Source organism: Streptomyces sp. ActVer (assembly GCF_027270795.1).
Taxonomy (GTDB): Bacteria; Actinomycetota; Actinomycetes; order Streptomycetales; family Streptomycetaceae; genus Streptomyces; species Streptomyces umbrinus_A.
The window spans coordinates 1-16455 of the sequence record NZ_JAPWHT010000225.1 but is presented as its reverse complement, the minus strand read 5'-3'; the positions used below and the strand labels follow the sequence as shown (position 1 = coordinate 16455).

At 70.3% G+C, this 16455-nt stretch carries 18 protein-coding genes; 9 read left to right on the top strand and 9 right to left on the bottom strand.

Features of this window, described 5'->3' with window-relative positions:
* The coding region (locus tag O3Q52_RS30800; RefSeq protein WP_269651969.1) for a histidine phosphatase family protein at window positions 1-228 on the top strand (228 nt) is incomplete at its 5' end.
* On the opposite strand, the gene O3Q52_RS30795 is transcribed toward O3Q52_RS30800, so the two are convergent.
* Complete coding sequence (locus tag O3Q52_RS30795; protein ID WP_269651968.1) at window positions 225-743, bottom strand: DUF6314 family protein; 519 nt, start codon at window positions 741-743, stop codon at window positions 225-227. The genes O3Q52_RS30800 and O3Q52_RS30795 overlap by 4 nt on opposite strands.
* A gap of 145 nt (window positions 744-888) precedes the next feature.
* Between O3Q52_RS30795 and O3Q52_RS30790 the strand changes: the two genes are divergently transcribed.
* Window positions 889-3384 carry an alpha-L-arabinofuranosidase C-terminal domain-containing protein gene (locus tag O3Q52_RS30790; RefSeq protein ID WP_269651967.1) on the top strand — a complete coding sequence of 832 codons (2496 nt, stop codon included), beginning with the start codon at window positions 889-891 and terminating at the stop codon, window positions 3382-3384.
* A 13-nt stretch (window positions 3385-3397) separates the two neighbouring features.
* On the opposite strand, the gene O3Q52_RS30785 is transcribed toward O3Q52_RS30790, so the two are convergent.
* Window positions 3398-4630 carry a cysteine desulfurase gene (locus tag O3Q52_RS30785; RefSeq protein WP_269651966.1) on the bottom strand — a complete coding sequence of 411 codons (1233 nt, stop codon included), beginning with the start codon at window positions 4628-4630 and terminating at the stop codon, window positions 3398-3400.
* 89 nt (window positions 4631-4719) lie between these two features.
* On the opposite strand from O3Q52_RS30785, the gene O3Q52_RS30780 reads away from it, so the two are divergent.
* On the top strand, window positions 4720-5307 hold the full coding sequence (locus O3Q52_RS30780) for an ABATE domain-containing protein (RefSeq protein WP_269651965.1): 588 nt from the start codon (window positions 4720-4722) through the stop codon (window positions 5305-5307).
* Window positions 5308-5328: 21 nt separating this feature from the next.
* Here the strand turns inward: O3Q52_RS30780 and O3Q52_RS30775 are convergent, their stop codons facing one another.
* The 4 genes from O3Q52_RS30775 to O3Q52_RS30760 form a co-directional block, all read right to left on the bottom strand.
* Window positions 5329-6033, bottom strand: coding sequence for a BTAD domain-containing putative transcriptional regulator (locus O3Q52_RS30775; RefSeq protein ID WP_269651964.1), 705 nt, complete (start codon window positions 6031-6033; stop codon window positions 5329-5331).
* Window positions 6030-7925: a S41 family peptidase gene (locus O3Q52_RS30770; protein ID WP_269651963.1), complete on the bottom strand. Its 1896-nt coding sequence runs from the start codon at window positions 7923-7925 to the stop codon at window positions 6030-6032. The genes O3Q52_RS30775 and O3Q52_RS30770 overlap by 4 nt, the downstream gene beginning before the upstream one ends.
* 161 nt (window positions 7926-8086) lie before the next feature.
* Window positions 8087-8581, bottom strand: coding sequence for a hypothetical protein (locus O3Q52_RS30765; RefSeq protein ID WP_269651962.1), 495 nt, complete (start codon window positions 8579-8581; stop codon window positions 8087-8089).
* A gap of 38 nt (window positions 8582-8619) precedes the next feature.
* Window positions 8620-8742 carry a hypothetical protein gene (locus O3Q52_RS30760; protein ID WP_269651961.1) on the bottom strand — a complete coding sequence of 41 codons (123 nt, stop codon included), beginning with the start codon at window positions 8740-8742 and terminating at the stop codon, window positions 8620-8622.
* 155 nt (window positions 8743-8897) lie between these two features.
* On the opposite strand from O3Q52_RS30760, the gene O3Q52_RS30755 reads away from it, so the two are divergent.
* Window positions 8898-9146 carry a hypothetical protein gene (locus O3Q52_RS30755; RefSeq protein ID WP_332112961.1) on the top strand — a complete coding sequence of 83 codons (249 nt, stop codon included), beginning with the start codon at window positions 8898-8900 and terminating at the stop codon, window positions 9144-9146.
* A gap of 84 nt (window positions 9147-9230) precedes the next feature.
* Here O3Q52_RS30755 and O3Q52_RS30750 read toward each other — a convergent pair whose 3' ends face one another.
* Entirely contained in the window at window positions 9231-9983 is a 753-nt protein-coding gene (locus O3Q52_RS30750) for a VOC family protein (protein ID WP_269651960.1), read from the bottom strand.
* Between the two features lie 128 nt (window positions 9984-10111).
* Here O3Q52_RS30750 and argC point away from each other — a divergent pair, with 128 nt between their 5' ends.
* Genes argC through O3Q52_RS30725 form a run of 5 tightly spaced genes read left to right on the top strand, consistent with a single transcriptional unit; the run spans window position 10112 to window position 15018 of the window.
* On the top strand, window positions 10112-11140 hold the full coding sequence (argC, locus tag O3Q52_RS30745) for an N-acetyl-gamma-glutamyl-phosphate reductase (protein ID WP_269651959.1): 1029 nt from the start codon (window positions 10112-10114) through the stop codon (window positions 11138-11140).
* Complete coding sequence (gene argJ / locus O3Q52_RS30740) at window positions 11137-12315, top strand: bifunctional glutamate N-acetyltransferase/amino-acid acetyltransferase ArgJ (RefSeq protein WP_269651958.1); 1179 nt, start codon at window positions 11137-11139, stop codon at window positions 12313-12315. Before argC ends, argJ begins: the two co-directional genes overlap by 4 nt.
* Window positions 12312-13265, top strand: a complete 954-nt coding sequence (gene argB / locus O3Q52_RS30735; RefSeq protein WP_269651957.1) for an acetylglutamate kinase — start codon at window positions 12312-12314, stop codon at window positions 13263-13265. The genes argJ and argB overlap by 4 nt, the downstream gene beginning before the upstream one ends.
* A complete protein-coding gene (locus tag O3Q52_RS30730) occupies window positions 13262-14464 on the top strand; it encodes an acetylornithine transaminase (RefSeq protein WP_269651956.1) in 1203 nt (400 codons plus the stop codon). The genes argB and O3Q52_RS30730 overlap by 4 nt, the downstream gene beginning before the upstream one ends.
* 17 nt (window positions 14465-14481) lie before the next feature.
* Complete coding sequence (locus O3Q52_RS30725) at window positions 14482-15018, top strand: arginine repressor (protein WP_055613870.1); 537 nt, start codon at window positions 14482-14484, stop codon at window positions 15016-15018.
* Between the two features lie 488 nt (window positions 15019-15506).
* On the opposite strand, the gene O3Q52_RS30720 is transcribed toward O3Q52_RS30725, so the two are convergent.
* Entirely contained in the window at window positions 15507-16295 is a 789-nt protein-coding gene (locus tag O3Q52_RS30720; protein ID WP_269651971.1) for an FAD:protein FMN transferase, read from the bottom strand.
* A gap of 19 nt (window positions 16296-16314) precedes the next feature.
* On the bottom strand, window positions 16315-16443 hold the full coding sequence (locus O3Q52_RS30715; protein ID WP_269651970.1) for an FMN-binding protein: 129 nt from the start codon (window positions 16441-16443) through the stop codon (window positions 16315-16317).
* Window positions 16444-16455 lie beyond the last annotated feature (12 nt).

Below are 16455 nucleotides of genomic sequence, written 5' to 3'. Positions count from 1 at the left end.
TCCATCCAGCGGGTGGGCGGCTGGCCCGACACCCGCCCGGCCGACGACGGGGGCCGCATCGTCGCGGTGGCCGAGCCCGCCGTCGTACGGGCCGCCCTCGTCTACGTCCTGAAGGCGCACCCGTCGGCGTACTGGAACCTCGACGTCCGCCCCTTGTCGACGGCCACGCTCACCGGCCGGGCCGGGCGCTGGAACCTCCGCTTCGAGGCGCACTCCGAACGTCTCTAGCTTTGCTCGGAGTTCCGCTCGGAGTCGTGCTGGGGCTCGCGCTTGGAGTCGTACTCGGGTTCCTGTCCGGCGTCCCGCGTGTAGTCCGTCGTGAGGAGCAGGTCCTTGGCGGGGCCGCCCACCCGCCACACCGTCCGCCAGTGGTCCGCGTCGCGCACGGTGAACTCGCCCCGGTAGAGGTCCGCCGCGCACGGATGGTCGGTGACGTACCGCCCGGAGGTCAGGTCCAGGTCGTGGAAGGGGCGGCCGTCGGCGAACCGTACGTCGGCCCGGCCGGCTCCGTCGTCGTCCGCCAGGAACCGCAGGGTGCGCTCGGCGGGGCGGGCCACGTCCTGCCACACGAAGGTGCCGGACTCGTGGTGGAGCAGCCCCTTCTCGTCGTCGAGCGGCTCGAACACCGTCGTCCCGCCGAACGAGCCCTGGGCCCCGCTCGCGAGATCCCGCACCGTACGCTCCACGCGCCAGCTGCCCGTCAGATACGCCAACGCATCGGTCACCGGCCAGTATTCGGACATCCCCTCCGCCTCCCCGGCCTCTCCTGTGCAACCCATTGACGTGCTCCTGCCCTCTACCTATCTTGCCGTTCGAAGTATTGATCAGCGTCCGACATCTCGAACAGTGATCTCGCTTGCTGAACCCCTCTAGAGCCGCGGAGGATCCATGTCACGCACCCGCACCCGCTGGAGACTCTCTCTGACGGCCACCGCACTGCTGGCCGCGTCCTTCCTCGTCCCGGCCCCGGTGAACGCCGCCGCCGAGGACGTCACCGCCGAGGACACCACCGAATACGCGATCACCGTCGACCCGAAGACCGCGGGCGCGAAGATCGACGACACGATGTACGGGGTCTTCTTCGAGGACATCAACCGGGCCGCGGACGGCGGTCTGTACGCGGAGCTCGTGCAGAACCGGTCCTTCGAGTACTCGAAGGCCGACAACGGCTCGTACACGCCGCTCACCTCCTGGGCGGCCACCGGCACCGCGAAGACCGCGGACGACGACGGCCGACTGAACGCCCGCAACCGCACCTACCTCGCCCTGGACGGGGGCTCGTCCGTCACCAACTCCGGCTACAACACGGGGATTTCGGTCGAGAAGGGCAAGGTCTACGACTTCTCGGTATGGGCCCGAGCGGAGGGGGGATCGGCCCTCACGGTCACCCTCCAGGACGCCGACGGCGAACTCGCCGAGGCCAGGCGCGTGACCGCCCGCGGCGGCTGGGCGAAGTACACGGCACGCTTCACCGCGACCCGTACCAGCGCCACCGGCCGGCTCACCGTGGCCGCCGCAGGCCCCGTCGCGCTCGACATGATCTCGCTCATCCCGCGCGACACGTACAAGGGCCACGGTCTGCGCAAGGACCTCGCCCAGAAGATCGCCGCCCTCGACCCCGCCTTCGTCCGCTTCCCGGGCGGCTGCCTGGTCAACACGGGCTCCATGCAGGACTACAGCGAGGCCTCCAACTGGGAGCGCAAGCGCTCGTACCAGTGGAAGGACACCGTCGGACCCGTCGAGCAGCGCCCGACGAACGCCAACGTCTGGGGCTACAACCAGAGTTACGGGCTCGGCTACCACGAGTACTTCCAGTTCTCCGAGGACATCGGCGCCATGCCGCTGCCCGTCGTGCCCGCGCTCGTCACCGGCTGCGGCCAGAACAGGGCCGTCGACGACGAGGCGCTCCTCCAGCGGCACATCCAGGACACCCTGGACCTCATCGAGTACGCCAACGGTCCCGTGACCAGTGAGTGGGGCAGCAAGCGGGCGAAGGCGGGCCACCCGAAGCCCTTCCGCCTCACGCACCTCGCGGTCGGCAACGAGGAGAACCTGCCGAACGAGTACTTCGAGCGCTTCAAGAAGTTCCGCGCGGCCATCGAGGCGAAGTACCCGGACATCACCGTCGTCTCCAACTCCGGCCCGGACGACAGCGGTTCGACGTTCGACACGGCCTGGAAGCTCAACCGGGAAGCGAACGTCGACATGGTCGACGAGCACTACTACAACAGCCCGCAGTGGTTCCTCCAGAACAACGACCGCTACGACTCGTACGACAGGAAGGGGCCCAAGGTCTTCCTCGGCGAGTACGCCTCGCAGGGCAACACCTTCAAGAACGCCCTCTCCGAAGCCGCGTTCATGACCGGCCTGGAGCGCAACGCGGACATCGTGAAGCTCGCCTCGTACGCCCCGCTGCTCGCCAACGAGGACTACGTGCAGTGGCGCCCCGACCTGATCTGGTTCAACAACCACGCGTCCTGGAACTCGGCCAACTACGAGGTCCAGAAGCTCTTCATGCGCAACGTCGGCGACCGGGTCGTGCCCTCGACCGCGACCGGCACACCCTCGCTGAGCGGGCCTATCACGGGCGCGGTCGGCCTGTCGACGTGGGCGACGACCGCCGCGTACGACGATGTGTTGGTGACAGGCGCGGACGGTGCGGCGCTGCTCGGCGACGACTTCTCCGGTGACGCCTCCAAGTGGACCCACACGGGCGGCGGCAGTTGGAGCGTCCAGGACGGGCAGTACGTGCAGAGCGACGTGGCGGCCGAGAACACCATGGTCTCCGCGGGCGATCCGGCCTGGCACGACTACGACGTGCATGTGAAGGCCACCAAGAAGTCCGGCAAGGAGGGCTTCCTCGTCGCGTTCGGCGTCAAGGACACCGGTAACTACTACTGGTGGAACCTGGGCGGCTGGAACAACACCCAGTCCGCGGTCGAACAGGCCGTGGACGGCGGCAAGTCGACGCTCGTCTCCAAGGCCGGGTCCATCGAGACGGGCCGCGCCTACGACATCGACATCAAGGTGCGCGGCCGCCAGGTGACCCTCCTCCTCGACGGCAAGGAGTGGGGCAGCTTCACCGACGACAAGCCGGCCGAGCCGTTCCGGCAGGTGGTCACCAAGGACAAGAGGACCGGTGACCTGATCGTCAAGGTCGTCAACGCCCAGGCGGCGGACGCCCGTACGGCGATCGACCTCGGCGGCGCGAAGGTCCGCCCGAAGGCCGCGGTGACCACGCTGGCCGCCGCGCCCGACGCCGTGAACACCGAGACGGCCACGGCCGTCGCACCGGTCACGTCCACGTTCTCCGGAGTGGCCGACAGGTTCACGTACACCTTCCCGGCGAACTCGGTCACCTTCCTGCGGATCAGGAAGGGGTGAACCGGCGGGCGGCTCAGGTACCGAAGTACGCCTGGGCCGCCCGCACTCCCTCCGCCAACTGCTTTACTTCCTCGAGGGTGTTGTAGACGTAGAAGGTCGCCCGGGTGGTGGCCGGGACGCCGTAGCGGCGGACGATGGGGCGGGCACAGTGGTGGCCCGTGCGGACCGCGACGCCGCGGTCGTCGAGGACCTGGCCGACATCGTGCGGATGGATGCCGTCGACGGCGAAGGAGACCGCCGAGCCGCGTTCGTCGGTGCCGCGCGGGCCGATGACGCGCACGCCCGGGATCTCCTGGAGGAGTTGAAGTGCCCGCGCGGTGAGGACGTCCTCGTGTGCGGCGACCTCGTCCATGCCGAGAGCCCTCAAGTAGTCGACGGCCGCGGCCAGTCCGACCGCCTGCGGGGCCATCGGGACGCCCGCCTCGAACCGCTGGGGCGGCGGCAGGAACGTCGTACGGTCCATCTCTACGACCTCGATCATCGATCCGCCGGTGAGGAACGGCGGGAGATCCGCGAGGAGTTCGCGTCGGCCCCACAGCACGCCGACACCGTTCGGGCCGAGCATCTTGTGTCCGGAGAAGGCGAGGAAGTCGGCTCCCAACTCCCGTACGTCCACGGGTCGGTGGGGCACGGACTGGGCGCCGTCGACCACCACAAGCGCCCCGACGGCGTGCGCGCGGTCGGCGATCAGCCGTACCGGATTGAGCGTGCCGAGGACGTTCGACTGATGGGTGAGGGCGACGACCTTCGTCCGCTCGTCGAGGAGTTCGTCGATACGGGACAGGTCGAGGCGGCCCTCGTCGGTGAGTCCGAACCAGTCCAGGGTCGCGCCGGTGCGCTCCGCGAGCTGCTGCCAGGGGACGAGGTTCGCGTGGTGCTCCATCTCCGTGACCACGATCCGGTCGCCCGCGCCGAGCCGGTGCGCGTTGCCCAGCCCGTACGCGACGAGGTTGATGCCCTCCGTGGCGTTCTTGGTGAACACGACCTCGTCCTCGTCGGCACCGACGAAGTCCGCGATCGTGCGCCGCGCGCTCTCGTACGCCTCCGTCGCCTCGCCGGCCAGCTGGTGGGCGCCGCGGTGCACGGCGGCGTTGTGCCGGAGGTAGAAGTCCCGTTCGGCGTCCAGGACCTGGAGCGGTTTCTGCGTGGTGGCCCCGGAGTCGAGGTAGATGAGCCGGGCACCGCTGTCCACCGTCCGTCCGAGGATCGGGAAGTCCTTGCGGAGCGTGTCCACGTCGAGGGCCACGGCGATTCACCTCTCACGGTTTCTCAGGTCGTTCAGCGTGAGGAACGCTAGGCATTCTCACGGAGAATCGCAAGCGTTAGCATGAGGTCGTGGATCACGAGGCCCCTCACTACCTGCACCACCTGCAGGTCCCCGGCGAGGAGCGGTTCGTCTCGCTCGCCCTGGTCAACACGCGTTTTGCGCTGAGTCACGGCCCGGTCGACCTGCTCGACGGCACCGAGGCCGCGCACCTGTGGCTCGTACGGCACGGGCTGCTGCCGGACCGCGTGGCGCTGAACGGGCGGCAGGCGGGCAGGCTCCTCGAGCTGCGGGAGGCGTCGCGCGCCCTGTTCGAGGCGCGGGCCGCCGGCGCCGTACCGCCCGGGGAGAGTCTCGACACCCTCAACTCCGCTCTGGGGGCGGCCCCTTCGACTCCACGGCTCGCCTGGACGTCCGACGGGCCGCACCGCGCCGACGAGCCCGACACCGGCAACCCGGCCGCGGCCGCCCTCTCCCTCCTAGCCGAGGACGCCACGGAACTCCTCACCGGCGCCGAGGCCGAACAGCTCACGGAATGCGCGGCCCAGGGCTGCGCCCGCTGGTTCCTGCGCTCCCACGCGGCCCGTCGCTGGTGCACGACGAAGTGCGGCAACCGGGTGCGGGCGGCCCGGGCGTATGCGGCACGCAAGGTTCGCTGAGGGGCCAGTGGCTCCTGGCTTTCAGCCCTCCCCACCCCGGTCCACGGCCCCCGCCGACAGCAGCGTCGTGAACAGCGGCGACGGTGGCAGCCCCAGTTCCGTGTCGAGCAGGGCCGCGAAGGCCCGGTACGTGCGGATCGCCTCTGCCGTATTGCCTTCGGCCAGATGCACCGCCACCACCGCGCGATGGCCACTCTCCCTCAAGGGCTCCACGCGAACGCTCTCCAGTGCGGCCTTGAGCGCCGAGGCGTGGCGGCCGCCGGCCAGGAGGCGGGATGAGAGGGCGTCCAGGGCGTGGAGGCGGAGTTGGCGGAGGCGTTCGCGTTCGAAGTGGACCCAGTCGTCGTTCCAGCCGGGGAGGAGGTCGCCCTGGAAGAGCAGGGCAGGTGGTACGTCGGGACTGGCGTCGTCCAGGGCCCGGGCGTCCACCGTCACGGATTCCGCGAGGGCCAGCATGTCACCGCGGCTCCCCACGACCAGCGGCGGTGAGCACCAGTCCCGGTGCAGCCGCCACAGCGTGGTCCGCAGGCTGCCGTGGGCGCGTTCCTCCGAGACCTCGGGCCACAGCGTGCCGGCGAGGACGGTCCGGGTGGCGTGCCGGTACAGGCCGAGGTAGGCGAGCAGCCGCCGGGCACTCGCGCTGACCTCGACCGGACCGTCGTGTTCGAGCCGGAAGCGGCCCAGCAGTTGCAGCCGCGGGGCCGTCTCCGTGCCCGCCTGGCTCACGCGCCGCGGGCGATGGTGCGCGCGGCGGCGAGGACCCCGGCGGCGTAGCCCTCGATGCGGACGGTGTCGCCGGGCTCCGGAGCTGGCGTGACGGTGACGGACGTATCGCCGTCGGAGACGTCCACCGAGGTGCGGGGGCGGCCCGCGACGAACACGTCGACCCGGTCCAGTCCCTTGGTGCCGATGCGGAGCGTGGCGCCGTCGCGGGTCGCGGTGAGCCGGAACGTGGGCAGGGCCGCGAGGACCTCTCCCGCCTTGGTGAGCAGGTCGGTGTTGTCGTGCAGCACATTGTCGCGGGTCATCCGGTGGCGGATCCCCGGGACCACGCCGAGGTCCTCCACGGGCGTTCCGGCCAGCGCGCCCACCCGGACCGTACGGCGGATCGAGACCCGCATGTTGGCCCCGCCGGGCAGCTCCCGGTAGGGCGAGGCGGTGTCAGCCGGGCCGGGCACCTCGAAGAGCGCCTTGAGCAGGCCGTGGGTCCACACGTTGGCGCCGCCCGCCCCGGTGTTGTCGTCCACGCCGAGGACGGGACCCACGCCGTGGTCCTGGAATCCGGCGGAAAGGATGTCGGTGGCCGAGTAGCAGCGGGCGTTGATGATCAGGACCACCGGGCCCTGGTACTGCTGCCCGATCGAGTTGGCCCCCTCCTCCGGCGTGATGGGGAACGTGGCCGAGAAGGACGCCCCGGTCTCCACCGCCTGCTCCAGCGAGCTGTACCACGGCCCCAGGTCGATCTGCCGGGTCGGGTTGGCGGCGTGACGGCGGCACAGCCGCAGGTTGAGCGGGGTGCTGATGAACTGCGTCGGCTCCGGCACGATCCGGCGCGGAGTGAGGGTCTGCAGCAGGAACTCGGAGGCGAAGATGTGCCCGCCGCCGTTGTCCCGCACGTCCAGCACCAGCCCGTCCTGCGGGATCAGTCCCAGCAGCCGTACGAACTCCACGACGAAGCCGTCCGGGTCGTTGGTGTTGAACGTGAAGATCCGGATGTGGCCGAAGACCCCGGACGGGGTCTGCACGGCCCGGGCCCGGAAGAAGCCGGGCAGGGTCGTCGGGATGTTCTGACCGGCGTCCGCGGGCTCGGTCGTCAGCTCATGGTGCGTGGGCCCGCCGGCCTGCTCCAGCTCCACCACGTCCGGCACGAAGAGCAGCTTGGTCGCGCGGCTGATCTCGTCGCCGACCAGGTCGAGGCCCTGCGCGACGGCCGCGGCGCTCATTCCGTCGGCGTTGACATAGGGAGGCAGGTTGTCGGTGACCTGCCAGGGCAGGCGCAGCTCGCGGGGGTTGCCGTCGGTCCCGGTGCAGCCGACCTCGACCCAGTCCTCGTCCGGCGGCAGGTGCATGACCAGCGGGCGGATGGTCAGGGACTGCAGGCCCCGGGAGTGCCGGGCGGCCGGGTTGCTCCCGGCGAAACGGTCGCCGGCCAGGTCGACCGCGCGCTCCATGGGCACCCCGTTCCAGTGGTGGATCACCACGCCGGGCCCGAAGCCGGGGGCGTCGAAGTCGCGGACGACGTGCGTGACGATGTACCGCGGGCCGTTGGGGTCGTGGTACTCCTCGACCCGGAACGGCAGAAAGGCCACCTTTCCCGCGAAGGGCGTCGGCAGCAGATAGTTGGTGTGCAGGTCGCGCACCGAGTGGAAGATCGAGGACAGGGCCGCGTGGAAGCGCCACTCGGGGTCCATGGTCCCCTCGGTCTGCCGCCCGAGCCGGGTGAGCAGCAGCCGCAGCCGCTGCACCGGGTTCACGGCGTGCATGGCCGTCTTCAGCGGCAGATGGACGTAGTTGTCCTCGAAGAGGACCAGTGCCTGCTCGGTGAGCGTACGGCGTTGCTCCAGGGTCAGTGCGCCGTTCGTGCCGCCCAGGAAGTCGGACAGATCCATCGTCTTCATCGCGTCCCCCGTCGTCTGGTTGCCCGTCCGGATGCGTCGGGCGTTCTCCAGGTGAGCAGAGCGGGGGAGCGGGCGGGACGGCCGTGTCGCGAACTACCTACCCATTGCGCAGACTTGACATATCGGGAGTCATACGGAGTGATGTGCGTCGATACGCCACGTCATACGAACTCCAGCTGAGTTTCCGCCGAAAGCCGCGGATCCGCTGTGAACGCGTACACCGTCACCAGTCTCGGCGCAGCCTCCGCGACCAGCCGGAAGACCGCCCGCCCGGACTTCAGCCGTACGGCGGCCACGTGGGCGTCCGTCTCAGGGCCGAGCAGGGTACCTCCCGTCGAGCGGAGGAAGACCTGGTCGGTGTGGGCGCGGCCCTTTCGGAGGGTGCCGTCCGGGGCCGTCTTGCGGACGGTGATCGTGCAGAAAGCGGCGCCGTCCGCGGGGAGTTGGGGCATGCCGTCGGCGGGGTGCCGGGAGGGGGCGTCGACCTCCAGGGTCAGGGCGGACCCGGTGGCGGCCGCGTCGCTCAGGAACGCGGCGACGGCCTCCTCGGGGGTCAGGGGCAGGGGATTCCGGTGGACGGTCTCCGTGCCCCGCAGCCGGCCGTCGGTGCGGATCTCGTACGACCCCGGCCCTGCCGTGAACTCCGCCGACGGCAACGCGCTGGAGTCCCGGACGAGTTCCTCGCCGTTCCGGGTCAGGCCATCCAGGTGTGGGCCTCGGCGCGGGCCACCACGGTGTTCTCGTCGGCGTCGAGCTCCACCGGGAGGGCGGCCGGGACGGTGGGCTCGGGAGGCTGGATCGGTGGGAGCTCTTCCACGGCGGGTCGCCTTTCAGGATTCGAAGTCGAGGAGAAGGCCGTGCAGTTGGAGCTCGCCGTTCCCGCCGCCCAGTGCGTAGAGGTGGTACGAGTAGCGTGAGGGAACGCGTCGAGGAGTACGCCGAACTCAGGGCCCAGGAACGGCCCCGACGGCTGTGGCGGTCTCGACGCCGGACGTGTGCGAACCCGCCGTCGGCCTGTCGGCCGACCACTACCGGCACTGGGGCCTGACGCACTTCCTCCTCGACGGGCACCACAAACTGGAGGCTGCGGCCACAGTCGGCCGCCCGGTGCAGCTCCATTCGCTCCTGGCCCTGGGCGAGAGCCTGGCCGGATCCGAAGACCTTGCCCGGCTACCCACCCTGCGCACCCGACTCCGCTCGGCCCGAGCGACCGGCACCTGAACCAACGCCGCAGTCCGGCCCATCCGGGGGCATGGCGCGTGAGCACACAAGGCTCACCAGCCTGGGTGTCGTCAGGGCTCCGTGTCAGGGCAGGGCGAGGACGCAGAACTCGTGGCCCTCCGGGTCGGTCAGGCACGTCCACGGGACGTCGCCCTGGCCGAGGTCGAGGTCGGCGGCGCCGAGGGCGCGCAGCCGGGCCACCTCCGCCGCTCTGTCGTCACCGGGGTACGGCAGCAGGTCGAGATGAACGCGGTCCGGCACGGTCTTCACGTCGGGCGTGCGGAGGAACTCGAGATACGGGCCGCCACCCTTGGCGGAGCGCAGCGACGCGTGATCGTCGGTCACCTCGTGCAGGGTCCAGTCCATCGCCTCGCCCCAGAACCGGGCCATGGCCCGAGGATCCACGCAGTCGACCACCACCGCGGCGATCGGCCCGGTGTCCCGGTAGATCTCCCGCGGCTCCAGCACGCAGAACTCGTTGCCCTCGGGGTCGGCGAGGACCGTCCACGGCACGTCTCGCTGACCCACGTCGGCAGGCGTCGCACCGAGAGCCCTCAGGCGCGCGATCAGCTCCGTCTGATGGGCCGCGGAGGTGGTGGCCAGATCGAGATGCGTACGGTTCTTTGTCGCCGCCTTCGGTTCCGGGACGGGTACGACGTCGATGCAGACGGCGACCGGGTGCGGCCAGACGAGTTCGCCATCGGGGCCGCCGCCGGGTCCGACGTAGGTGGTCACGCCGGGGCTGAAAACACTCCAGCCGAGCGCCTCCGCCCAGAACCTGCCGACCGCCAGGCCGTCGAGAGCCTTGATGTTCACCTGAACAGGTCGCAGCGCCATGCCGACGATCCTATGCATCTGCTCTGCGACGGCATCCGCAGGTGGCGGCCCCTGTCCCGCGCCACACTCCTGAGATTGCATAAACGTGCAGCGAAACGTATAGTCATGCCATCCAAGAGGAGGGTTCCATGGCGGTACGTGCGGCAGTGGCCGGAGCGAGTGGGTACGCGGGCGGGGAACTGCTGCGTCTGCTCCTGGCGCACCCCGAGATCGAGATCGGCGCTCTGACCGGAAACTCCAACGCGGGGCAACGGCTCGGTGCGCTGCAGCCGCATCTGCTGCCACTGACCGACCGCGTGCTTCAGGAGACCACACCCGAGGTCCTCGCGGGTCACGATGTCGTCTTTCTCGCGTTGCCCCACGGACAGTCCGCCGCCGTCGCCGAGAAACTCGGGCCCGACGTACTGGTCGTCGACATGGGGGCCGACTTCCGGCTGAAGGACGCGGCCGACTGGGAGCGGTTCTACGGCTCGGCGCATGCCGGGACCTGGCCCTACGGCCTCCCCGAACTGCCGGGTGCCCGCGCTGTGCTGGAGGGGTCCAAGCGCATCGCGGTGCCCGGTTGCTACCCGACGGCCGCCTCGCTGGCGCTCTTCCCGGCGTACGGTGCCGGTCTCGCCGAGCCCGAGGCCGTGATCGTCGCCGCCTCCGGGACCTCAGGAGCGGGCAAGGCGCCCAAGGCACACCTGCTGGGCAGCGAGGTCATGGGCTCCATGTCCCCGTACGGCGTGGGCGGCGTCCACCGGCACACCCCCGAGATGATCCAGAACCTCGGCGCGGCCGCCGGTGAGCCCGTCACCGTCTCCTTCACCCCGACCCTCGCCCCGATGCCCCGCGGCATCCTCGCCACGTGCACGGCGAAGGCCCGCGAGGGCGTCACCGCCGAGTCCGTACGGGCCGCGTACGAGAAGGCCTACGCCGACGAACCGTTCGTGCATCTGCTGCCCGAGGGCCAGTGGCCCGCGACCGCGTCCGTCTACGGTTCCAACGCCGTTCAGGTGCAGGTCGCATTCGACGCTGCCGCGCACCGGATCATCGCGATCAGCGCCATCGACAACCTCACCAAGGGCACCGCCGGCGGTGCCGTCCAGAGCATGAACATCGCCCTCGGGCTCGACGAGGCCACCGGCCTTTCCACGATCGGAGTCGCACCGTGAGCGTCACCGCCGCCAAGGGGTTCACCGCCTCCGGCATCGCAGCAGGCATCAAGGAGAACGGCAACCCGGACCTCGCCCTCGTGGTCAACAACGGGCCCAAACTGGCCGCGGCGGGCGTCTTCACCTCCAACCGTGTGAAGGCCGCGCCGGTGCTCTGGTCGGAACAGGTCCTGAAGGGCGGCGAGTTGACCGCCGTCGTCCTCAACTCGGGTGGCGCCAACGCCTGTACGGGCCCGAAGGGTTTCCAGGACACACACGCCACCGCGGAGAAGGTGGCCGAGTCCCTCAACACCGCCGGGCTGGACGAGACGGGCGGTCACGCCGCAGGCATGATCGCCGTCTGCTCCACGGGCCTCATCGGCCTGCTTCTGCCGATGGACAAGCTTCTGCCGGGCGTCGACAAGGCAGTCGCCCAACTCAGCCCGCACGGCGGCGAGAAGGCCGCCATCGCCATCAAGACCACCGACAGCGTCCACAAGACCTCCGTAGTCAGTGGCAACGGCTGGACCGTCGGCGGCATGGCCAAGGGCGCGGGCATGCTCGCCCCCGGCCTCGCCACCATGCTGGTCGTCCTCACCACGGACGCCGACGTCGAGAGCGGCGTACTGGACAGGGCCCTGCGTGCCGCCACCCGTACGACCTTCGACCGGGTCGACTCCGACGGCTGCATGTCGACCAACGACACCGTGCTGCTGCTCGCCTCCGGAGCCTCCCAGGTCACCCCGGACGAAGCGGAGTTCGCCGAGGCCGTACGGAAGGTCTGTGACGATCTCGGTCAGCAGCTCATCCGGGACGCCGAGGGCGCCAGCAAGGACATCAAGGTCGAGGTGGTCAACGCGGCGAGCGAGGACGACGCCGTCGAGGTGGGCCGCTCCATCGCCCGCAACAACCTCCTCAAGTGCGCGATCCACGGCGAGGACCCCAACTGGGGCCGTGTGCTGTCCGCCATCGGCACGACCCGAGCCGCCTTCGAGCCCGACCAGTTGAACGTCGCGATCAACGGGGTCTGGGTCTGCAAGAACGGCGGCGTCGGCGAGGACCGCGACAAGGTCGACATGCGCTACCGCGAGGTCCACATCGTCGCCGACCTCGCCGCGGGCGCCGAGACCGCCACGATCTGGACCAACGACCTCACCGCCGACTACGTCCACGAGAACAGCGCGTACTCCTCATGAGCACTACCCGCAAGCACACCGCACTGCCCAAGGCGCAGATCCTCATCGAGGCGCTGCCCTGGCTGACGCGGCACAACGGCAGGACGGTCGTCATCAAGTTCGGCGGCAACGCCATGATCGACGAGGACCTGAAGGCCGCCTTCGCACAGGACGTCGTGTTCCTGCGCCAGGCCGGGCTCAAGCCGGTGGTCGTGCACGGCGGCGGCCCGCAGATCAGCGCGGCCCTGGACCGGCACGGCATCGTCAGCGAGTTCAAGGCGGGCCTCAGGGTCACCACCGAGGACGCCATGGACGTCGTACGGATGGTGCTCGCCGGACAGGTCCAGCGCGAGCTCGTCGGACTGCTCAACCAACACGGGCCGCTCGCCGTGGGGTTGACCGGCGAGGACGCGCACACCATCACCGCCACCAAGCACCAGCCCGAGATCGACGGGGAGTTGGTTGACATCGGGCGGGTGGGCGAGATCACCGCGATCGACACGGGCGCGATCGAGGCACTGCTCGCCGACGGCCGGATCCCGGTCGTCTCGTCGATCGCCCGTAGCCAGGACGACGGACATGTCTACAACGTCAATGCTGATACGGCGGCTGCGGCACTCGCTGCGGCGCTGGGCGCCGAAACACTGATGGTCCTCACGGACGTCGAAGGACTCTACGAGGACTGGCCGAACTCCGACGAGGTCATCAGCCGGCTCACCGCGAGGGAGCTGGAGAAGCTGCTGCCCGAACTGGCCAGCGGCATGGTGCCGAAGATGGAGGGCTGTCTGCACGCCGTCCGCAACGGCGTGAACACCGCCCGCGTGATCGACGGCCGGGTCCAGCACTCGATCCTGCTGGAGATCTTCACCGACGAGGGCATCGGCACGATGGTCGTGCCGGACGCGCAAGAGCCGCACGGGCAAGAGCCGCAGGCGCAATCGCCGAACAGGCAAGAGGGGGAAGCCGTATGACCGCCAACGAACAGCTCACCCAGCGATGGCAGGGCGCGCTGATGGACAACTACGGCACCCCGCGGCTGCCCCTCGTCCGCGGCGCGGGCACCAAGTTGTGGGACGCCGACGGCAAGGAGTACCTGGACTTCGTCGGCGGGATCGCGGTCAACGCGCTCGGCCACGCCCACCCGGCGATCGTCGAGGCCGTCAGCCGGCAGATCGCCTCCCTCGGCCATGTCTCCAACCTCTTCGTCGCCGAGCCGCCCGTCGCGCTCGCCGAGCGGCTGCTCCAGCTCTTCGGGCGGGACGGCCGGGTCTACTTCTGCAACTCGGGGGCCGAGGCCAACGAGGGCGCCTTCAAGATCGGCCGGCTCACAGGGCGCGGGCACATGGTCGCCACCGACGGCGGTTTCCACGGCCGGACCATGGGCGCGCTCGCGCTCACCGGCCAGCCGGGCAAGCGGGAGCCGTTCCTGCCGCTGCCGGGCGACGTCACGCATGTGCCGTACGGGGACCCGCAGGCGCTCGCCGCCGCCGTCACCGAGGACACCGCGCTGGTCGTCATCGAGCCGGTCCAGGGCGAGAACGGAGTGGTCGTACCACCGCCCGGTTACCTCAAGGCCGCCCGCGCCATCACCGCCGCCACCGGCACGCTCCTCGTCCTCGACGAGGTGCAGACGGGTGTCGGCCGGACGGGGCACTGGTTCGAGTACCAGGCCCACGAGGGTGTCCTGCCGGACATCGTCACGCTCGCCAAGGGGCTCGGCGGCGGGCTTCCGCTCGGCGCGACCGTCGCCTTCGGCCGGGCCGCGCAGCTGCTGAAGCCCGGCCACCACGGCACGACGTTCGGCGGCAACCCGGTCGCCTGCGCCGCCGGACTCGCCGTCCTCGACACGATCGAGGCGGAGGGGCTGCTGGAGAACGTGAAGCGGACGAGCGAGAAACTGCGCGACGGAATCGAGACGCTCGGCCACCCGCTGATCGACCATGTCCGGGGAGCGGGCCTCCTCCTGGGTATCGTGCTCACCGAGCCGCTCGCGCCCCGTGCGCAGCAGACGGCTCAGGACGCCGGTCTCCTGGTGAACGCGCCCGCCCCCGATGTCGTACGGCTGATGCCGCCGCTGAACGTGAGCGACGACGAGGTGGACGTGTTCCTGCGGGCCCTGCCCGGCGTCCTCGACCAGGCCCGAGACGCCGACGTGGACGGAGCATCCTGAGGAATGGGACGACGACGATGAGTCAGGCGCAGGACCACGAGCACGCGGGGCCCGCGGTCCCGCAGACCCGCACCGCACGCCACCGCCGGATCGTGGACATCCTCAACCGGCAACCGGTGCGCTCCCAGAGCCAGTTGGCCAAGCTTCTTGCCGACGACGGGCTGAACGTCACTCAGGCGACGCTCTCCCGGGACCTGGACGAGCTGAACGCGGTGAAGATCCGCAACAACGACGGCGACCTGATCTACGCGGTGCCGAGCGAGGGGGGTTTCCGTACGCCTCGCGCGCCGCTGGGGGAGTCGGCGAAGGAGGAGCGGATGCGGAGGCTGTCCTCGGAGCTGTTGATCTCCGCGGAGGCTTCGGCGAACCTCGTGGTTCTGCGGACTCCTCCGGGGGCGGCGCAGTTCCTCGCCTCGGCGATCGACCAGGCCGAGCTGCACGACATTCTCGGGACGATCGCCGGGGACGACACGTTGCTGCTGATCAGTCGGAACCCCACGGGTGGACAGGCGTTGGCGGACCACTTGCTGCGGTTGGCTCAGAACCATCATTGAGGTTCGTGATTCGGGTGCGGGTGGGCTGTGGCTGGTCGCGCCCACGCGGCGGAGCCGCATATGTCACAGCCCTGCGCCCCTGAAATGCTCGGCCCGGCCCAGGCGGTCTGCCAGGCCATCCGCGCCCCTAAAAGCTGCCTCAGCTCAGGCCGTTTACTAGGACGCCCGCGGCCCCTGAAAAGCTTGCCCCGGCCCAGGCCGATTGCCAGGGCATCCGCGCCCTGAAGACCCGCTGCAACCCAGGCCGCTCGTCAGGCCATCCCCGCTCCTGGAAACTCGCTGCAACCCAGGCCGCTCGTCAGGCCATCCGCGATCCTGGAAACCCGGCCGAAACCCAGGCCACTCCTCAGGACGTCCGCGCCCCTGGAACCCTCGCCGCCCGCGCGTGCCCGCAGGCTGACTCCGCCTCGGGCCAGGCCGTTCGTCGGGACGCCCGCGCCTCTGAAGCCCCCGGCTGCCCGCGCGCCTGAAGGGTGGCCCCGGACGGATCAGCCCAGCCTGTTGGCCAGGCCGCCCGTGCATCTGACCTCGTCGCCCGCCGTGATCAGTAGGGCCTCGACGTCCGGCAGGGACTCCAGCCAGGTCAGGGCCTGGCGGGAGCCCATGGCGAAGGCTGCTGTCGCCCAGGCGTCGGCCCAGGTGATGCGGGGGCCGACGACGGTCACGGCGACCAGGTCGGTGACCGCGGAGCGGCCGGTGCGCGGGTCCACGATGTGGGTGCCGCGCTCGGCGGAGCCGGAGGTGGCCACGGCCAGCTCGTCGACACCGGCCGCGGAGACCACCGCGGCAAGACCGCCGGGCCGCAGCGGGTCGGAGACGCCCACCCGCCAGGGCCGGTGCGGCCCCGGCACGCCGTACATCTGCACGTCGCCGCCGCCGTTCACGCTGACGCCGCTCGCGCCGGCCGCGACGAGATGCCGGGCCACGCGCTCGACGGCCCAGCCCTTCACCATGCCGGTCGGGTCGATGAGACCCGCGTATCTCGTACTGAACCAGCCGTCGCTCAACCGCTCGGCCTCGGCGCACAGTTCGAGCACCTCGGCGACCTCGGGGTCGCAACTGTCGACGGTCAGCTCGCCGCGCGCCAGCCGGGAGATCTGGCTGTCCTCGCGGTAGGTGCTGAACACCTCGTCCACCGCGTGGAGTTGGGCCACGGCCTCCGCCAACGCGGCCTGTACGGCCCCGGGTTCACCGCCCCGTACGTCGAAGGAGAAGACCGTGCCCATCACCTCCTCCGCGTGACGCACCGCGACGGGCGCCTCGGCGGGTTCGGCCAGTTCGGCCGGCTCGGTCGGTTCAGCCACCGGCCTGGTCCAGGGCCGACTGCAGGGACTCCTTGTAGCCGCCGCTGGTGTACGTGGCGCCGGACACTGCGTCGATGTCGGCACTGCCCGCCGCGACCGCGGCCTGGTTGAGCTTGGGCACCGCGTCACCGCT

Coding starts and splice junctions, on each gene's coding strand:
- O3Q52_RS30795 (WP_269651968.1), bottom strand. CDS start 743: ATGTCCGAATACTGGCCGGTGACCGATGCGTTGGCGTATCTGACGGGC.
- O3Q52_RS30790 (WP_269651967.1), top strand. CDS start 889: ATGTCACGCACCCGCACCCGCTGGAGACTCTCTCTGACGGCCACCGCA.
- O3Q52_RS30770 (WP_269651963.1), bottom strand. CDS start 7,925: ATGAAGACGATGGATCTGTCCGACTTCCTGGGCGGCACGAACGGCGCA.
- O3Q52_RS30750 (WP_269651960.1), bottom strand. CDS start 9,983: ATGGCGCTGCGACCTGTTCAGGTGAACATCAAGGCTCTCGACGGCCTG.
- argC (WP_269651959.1), top strand. CDS start 10,112: ATGGCGGTACGTGCGGCAGTGGCCGGAGCGAGTGGGTACGCGGGCGGG.
- argB (WP_269651957.1), top strand. CDS start 12,312: ATGAGCACTACCCGCAAGCACACCGCACTGCCCAAGGCGCAGATCCTC.
- O3Q52_RS30730 (WP_269651956.1), top strand. CDS start 13,262: ATGACCGCCAACGAACAGCTCACCCAGCGATGGCAGGGCGCGCTGATG.
- O3Q52_RS30725 (WP_055613870.1), top strand. CDS start 14,482: ATGAGTCAGGCGCAGGACCACGAGCACGCGGGGCCCGCGGTCCCGCAG.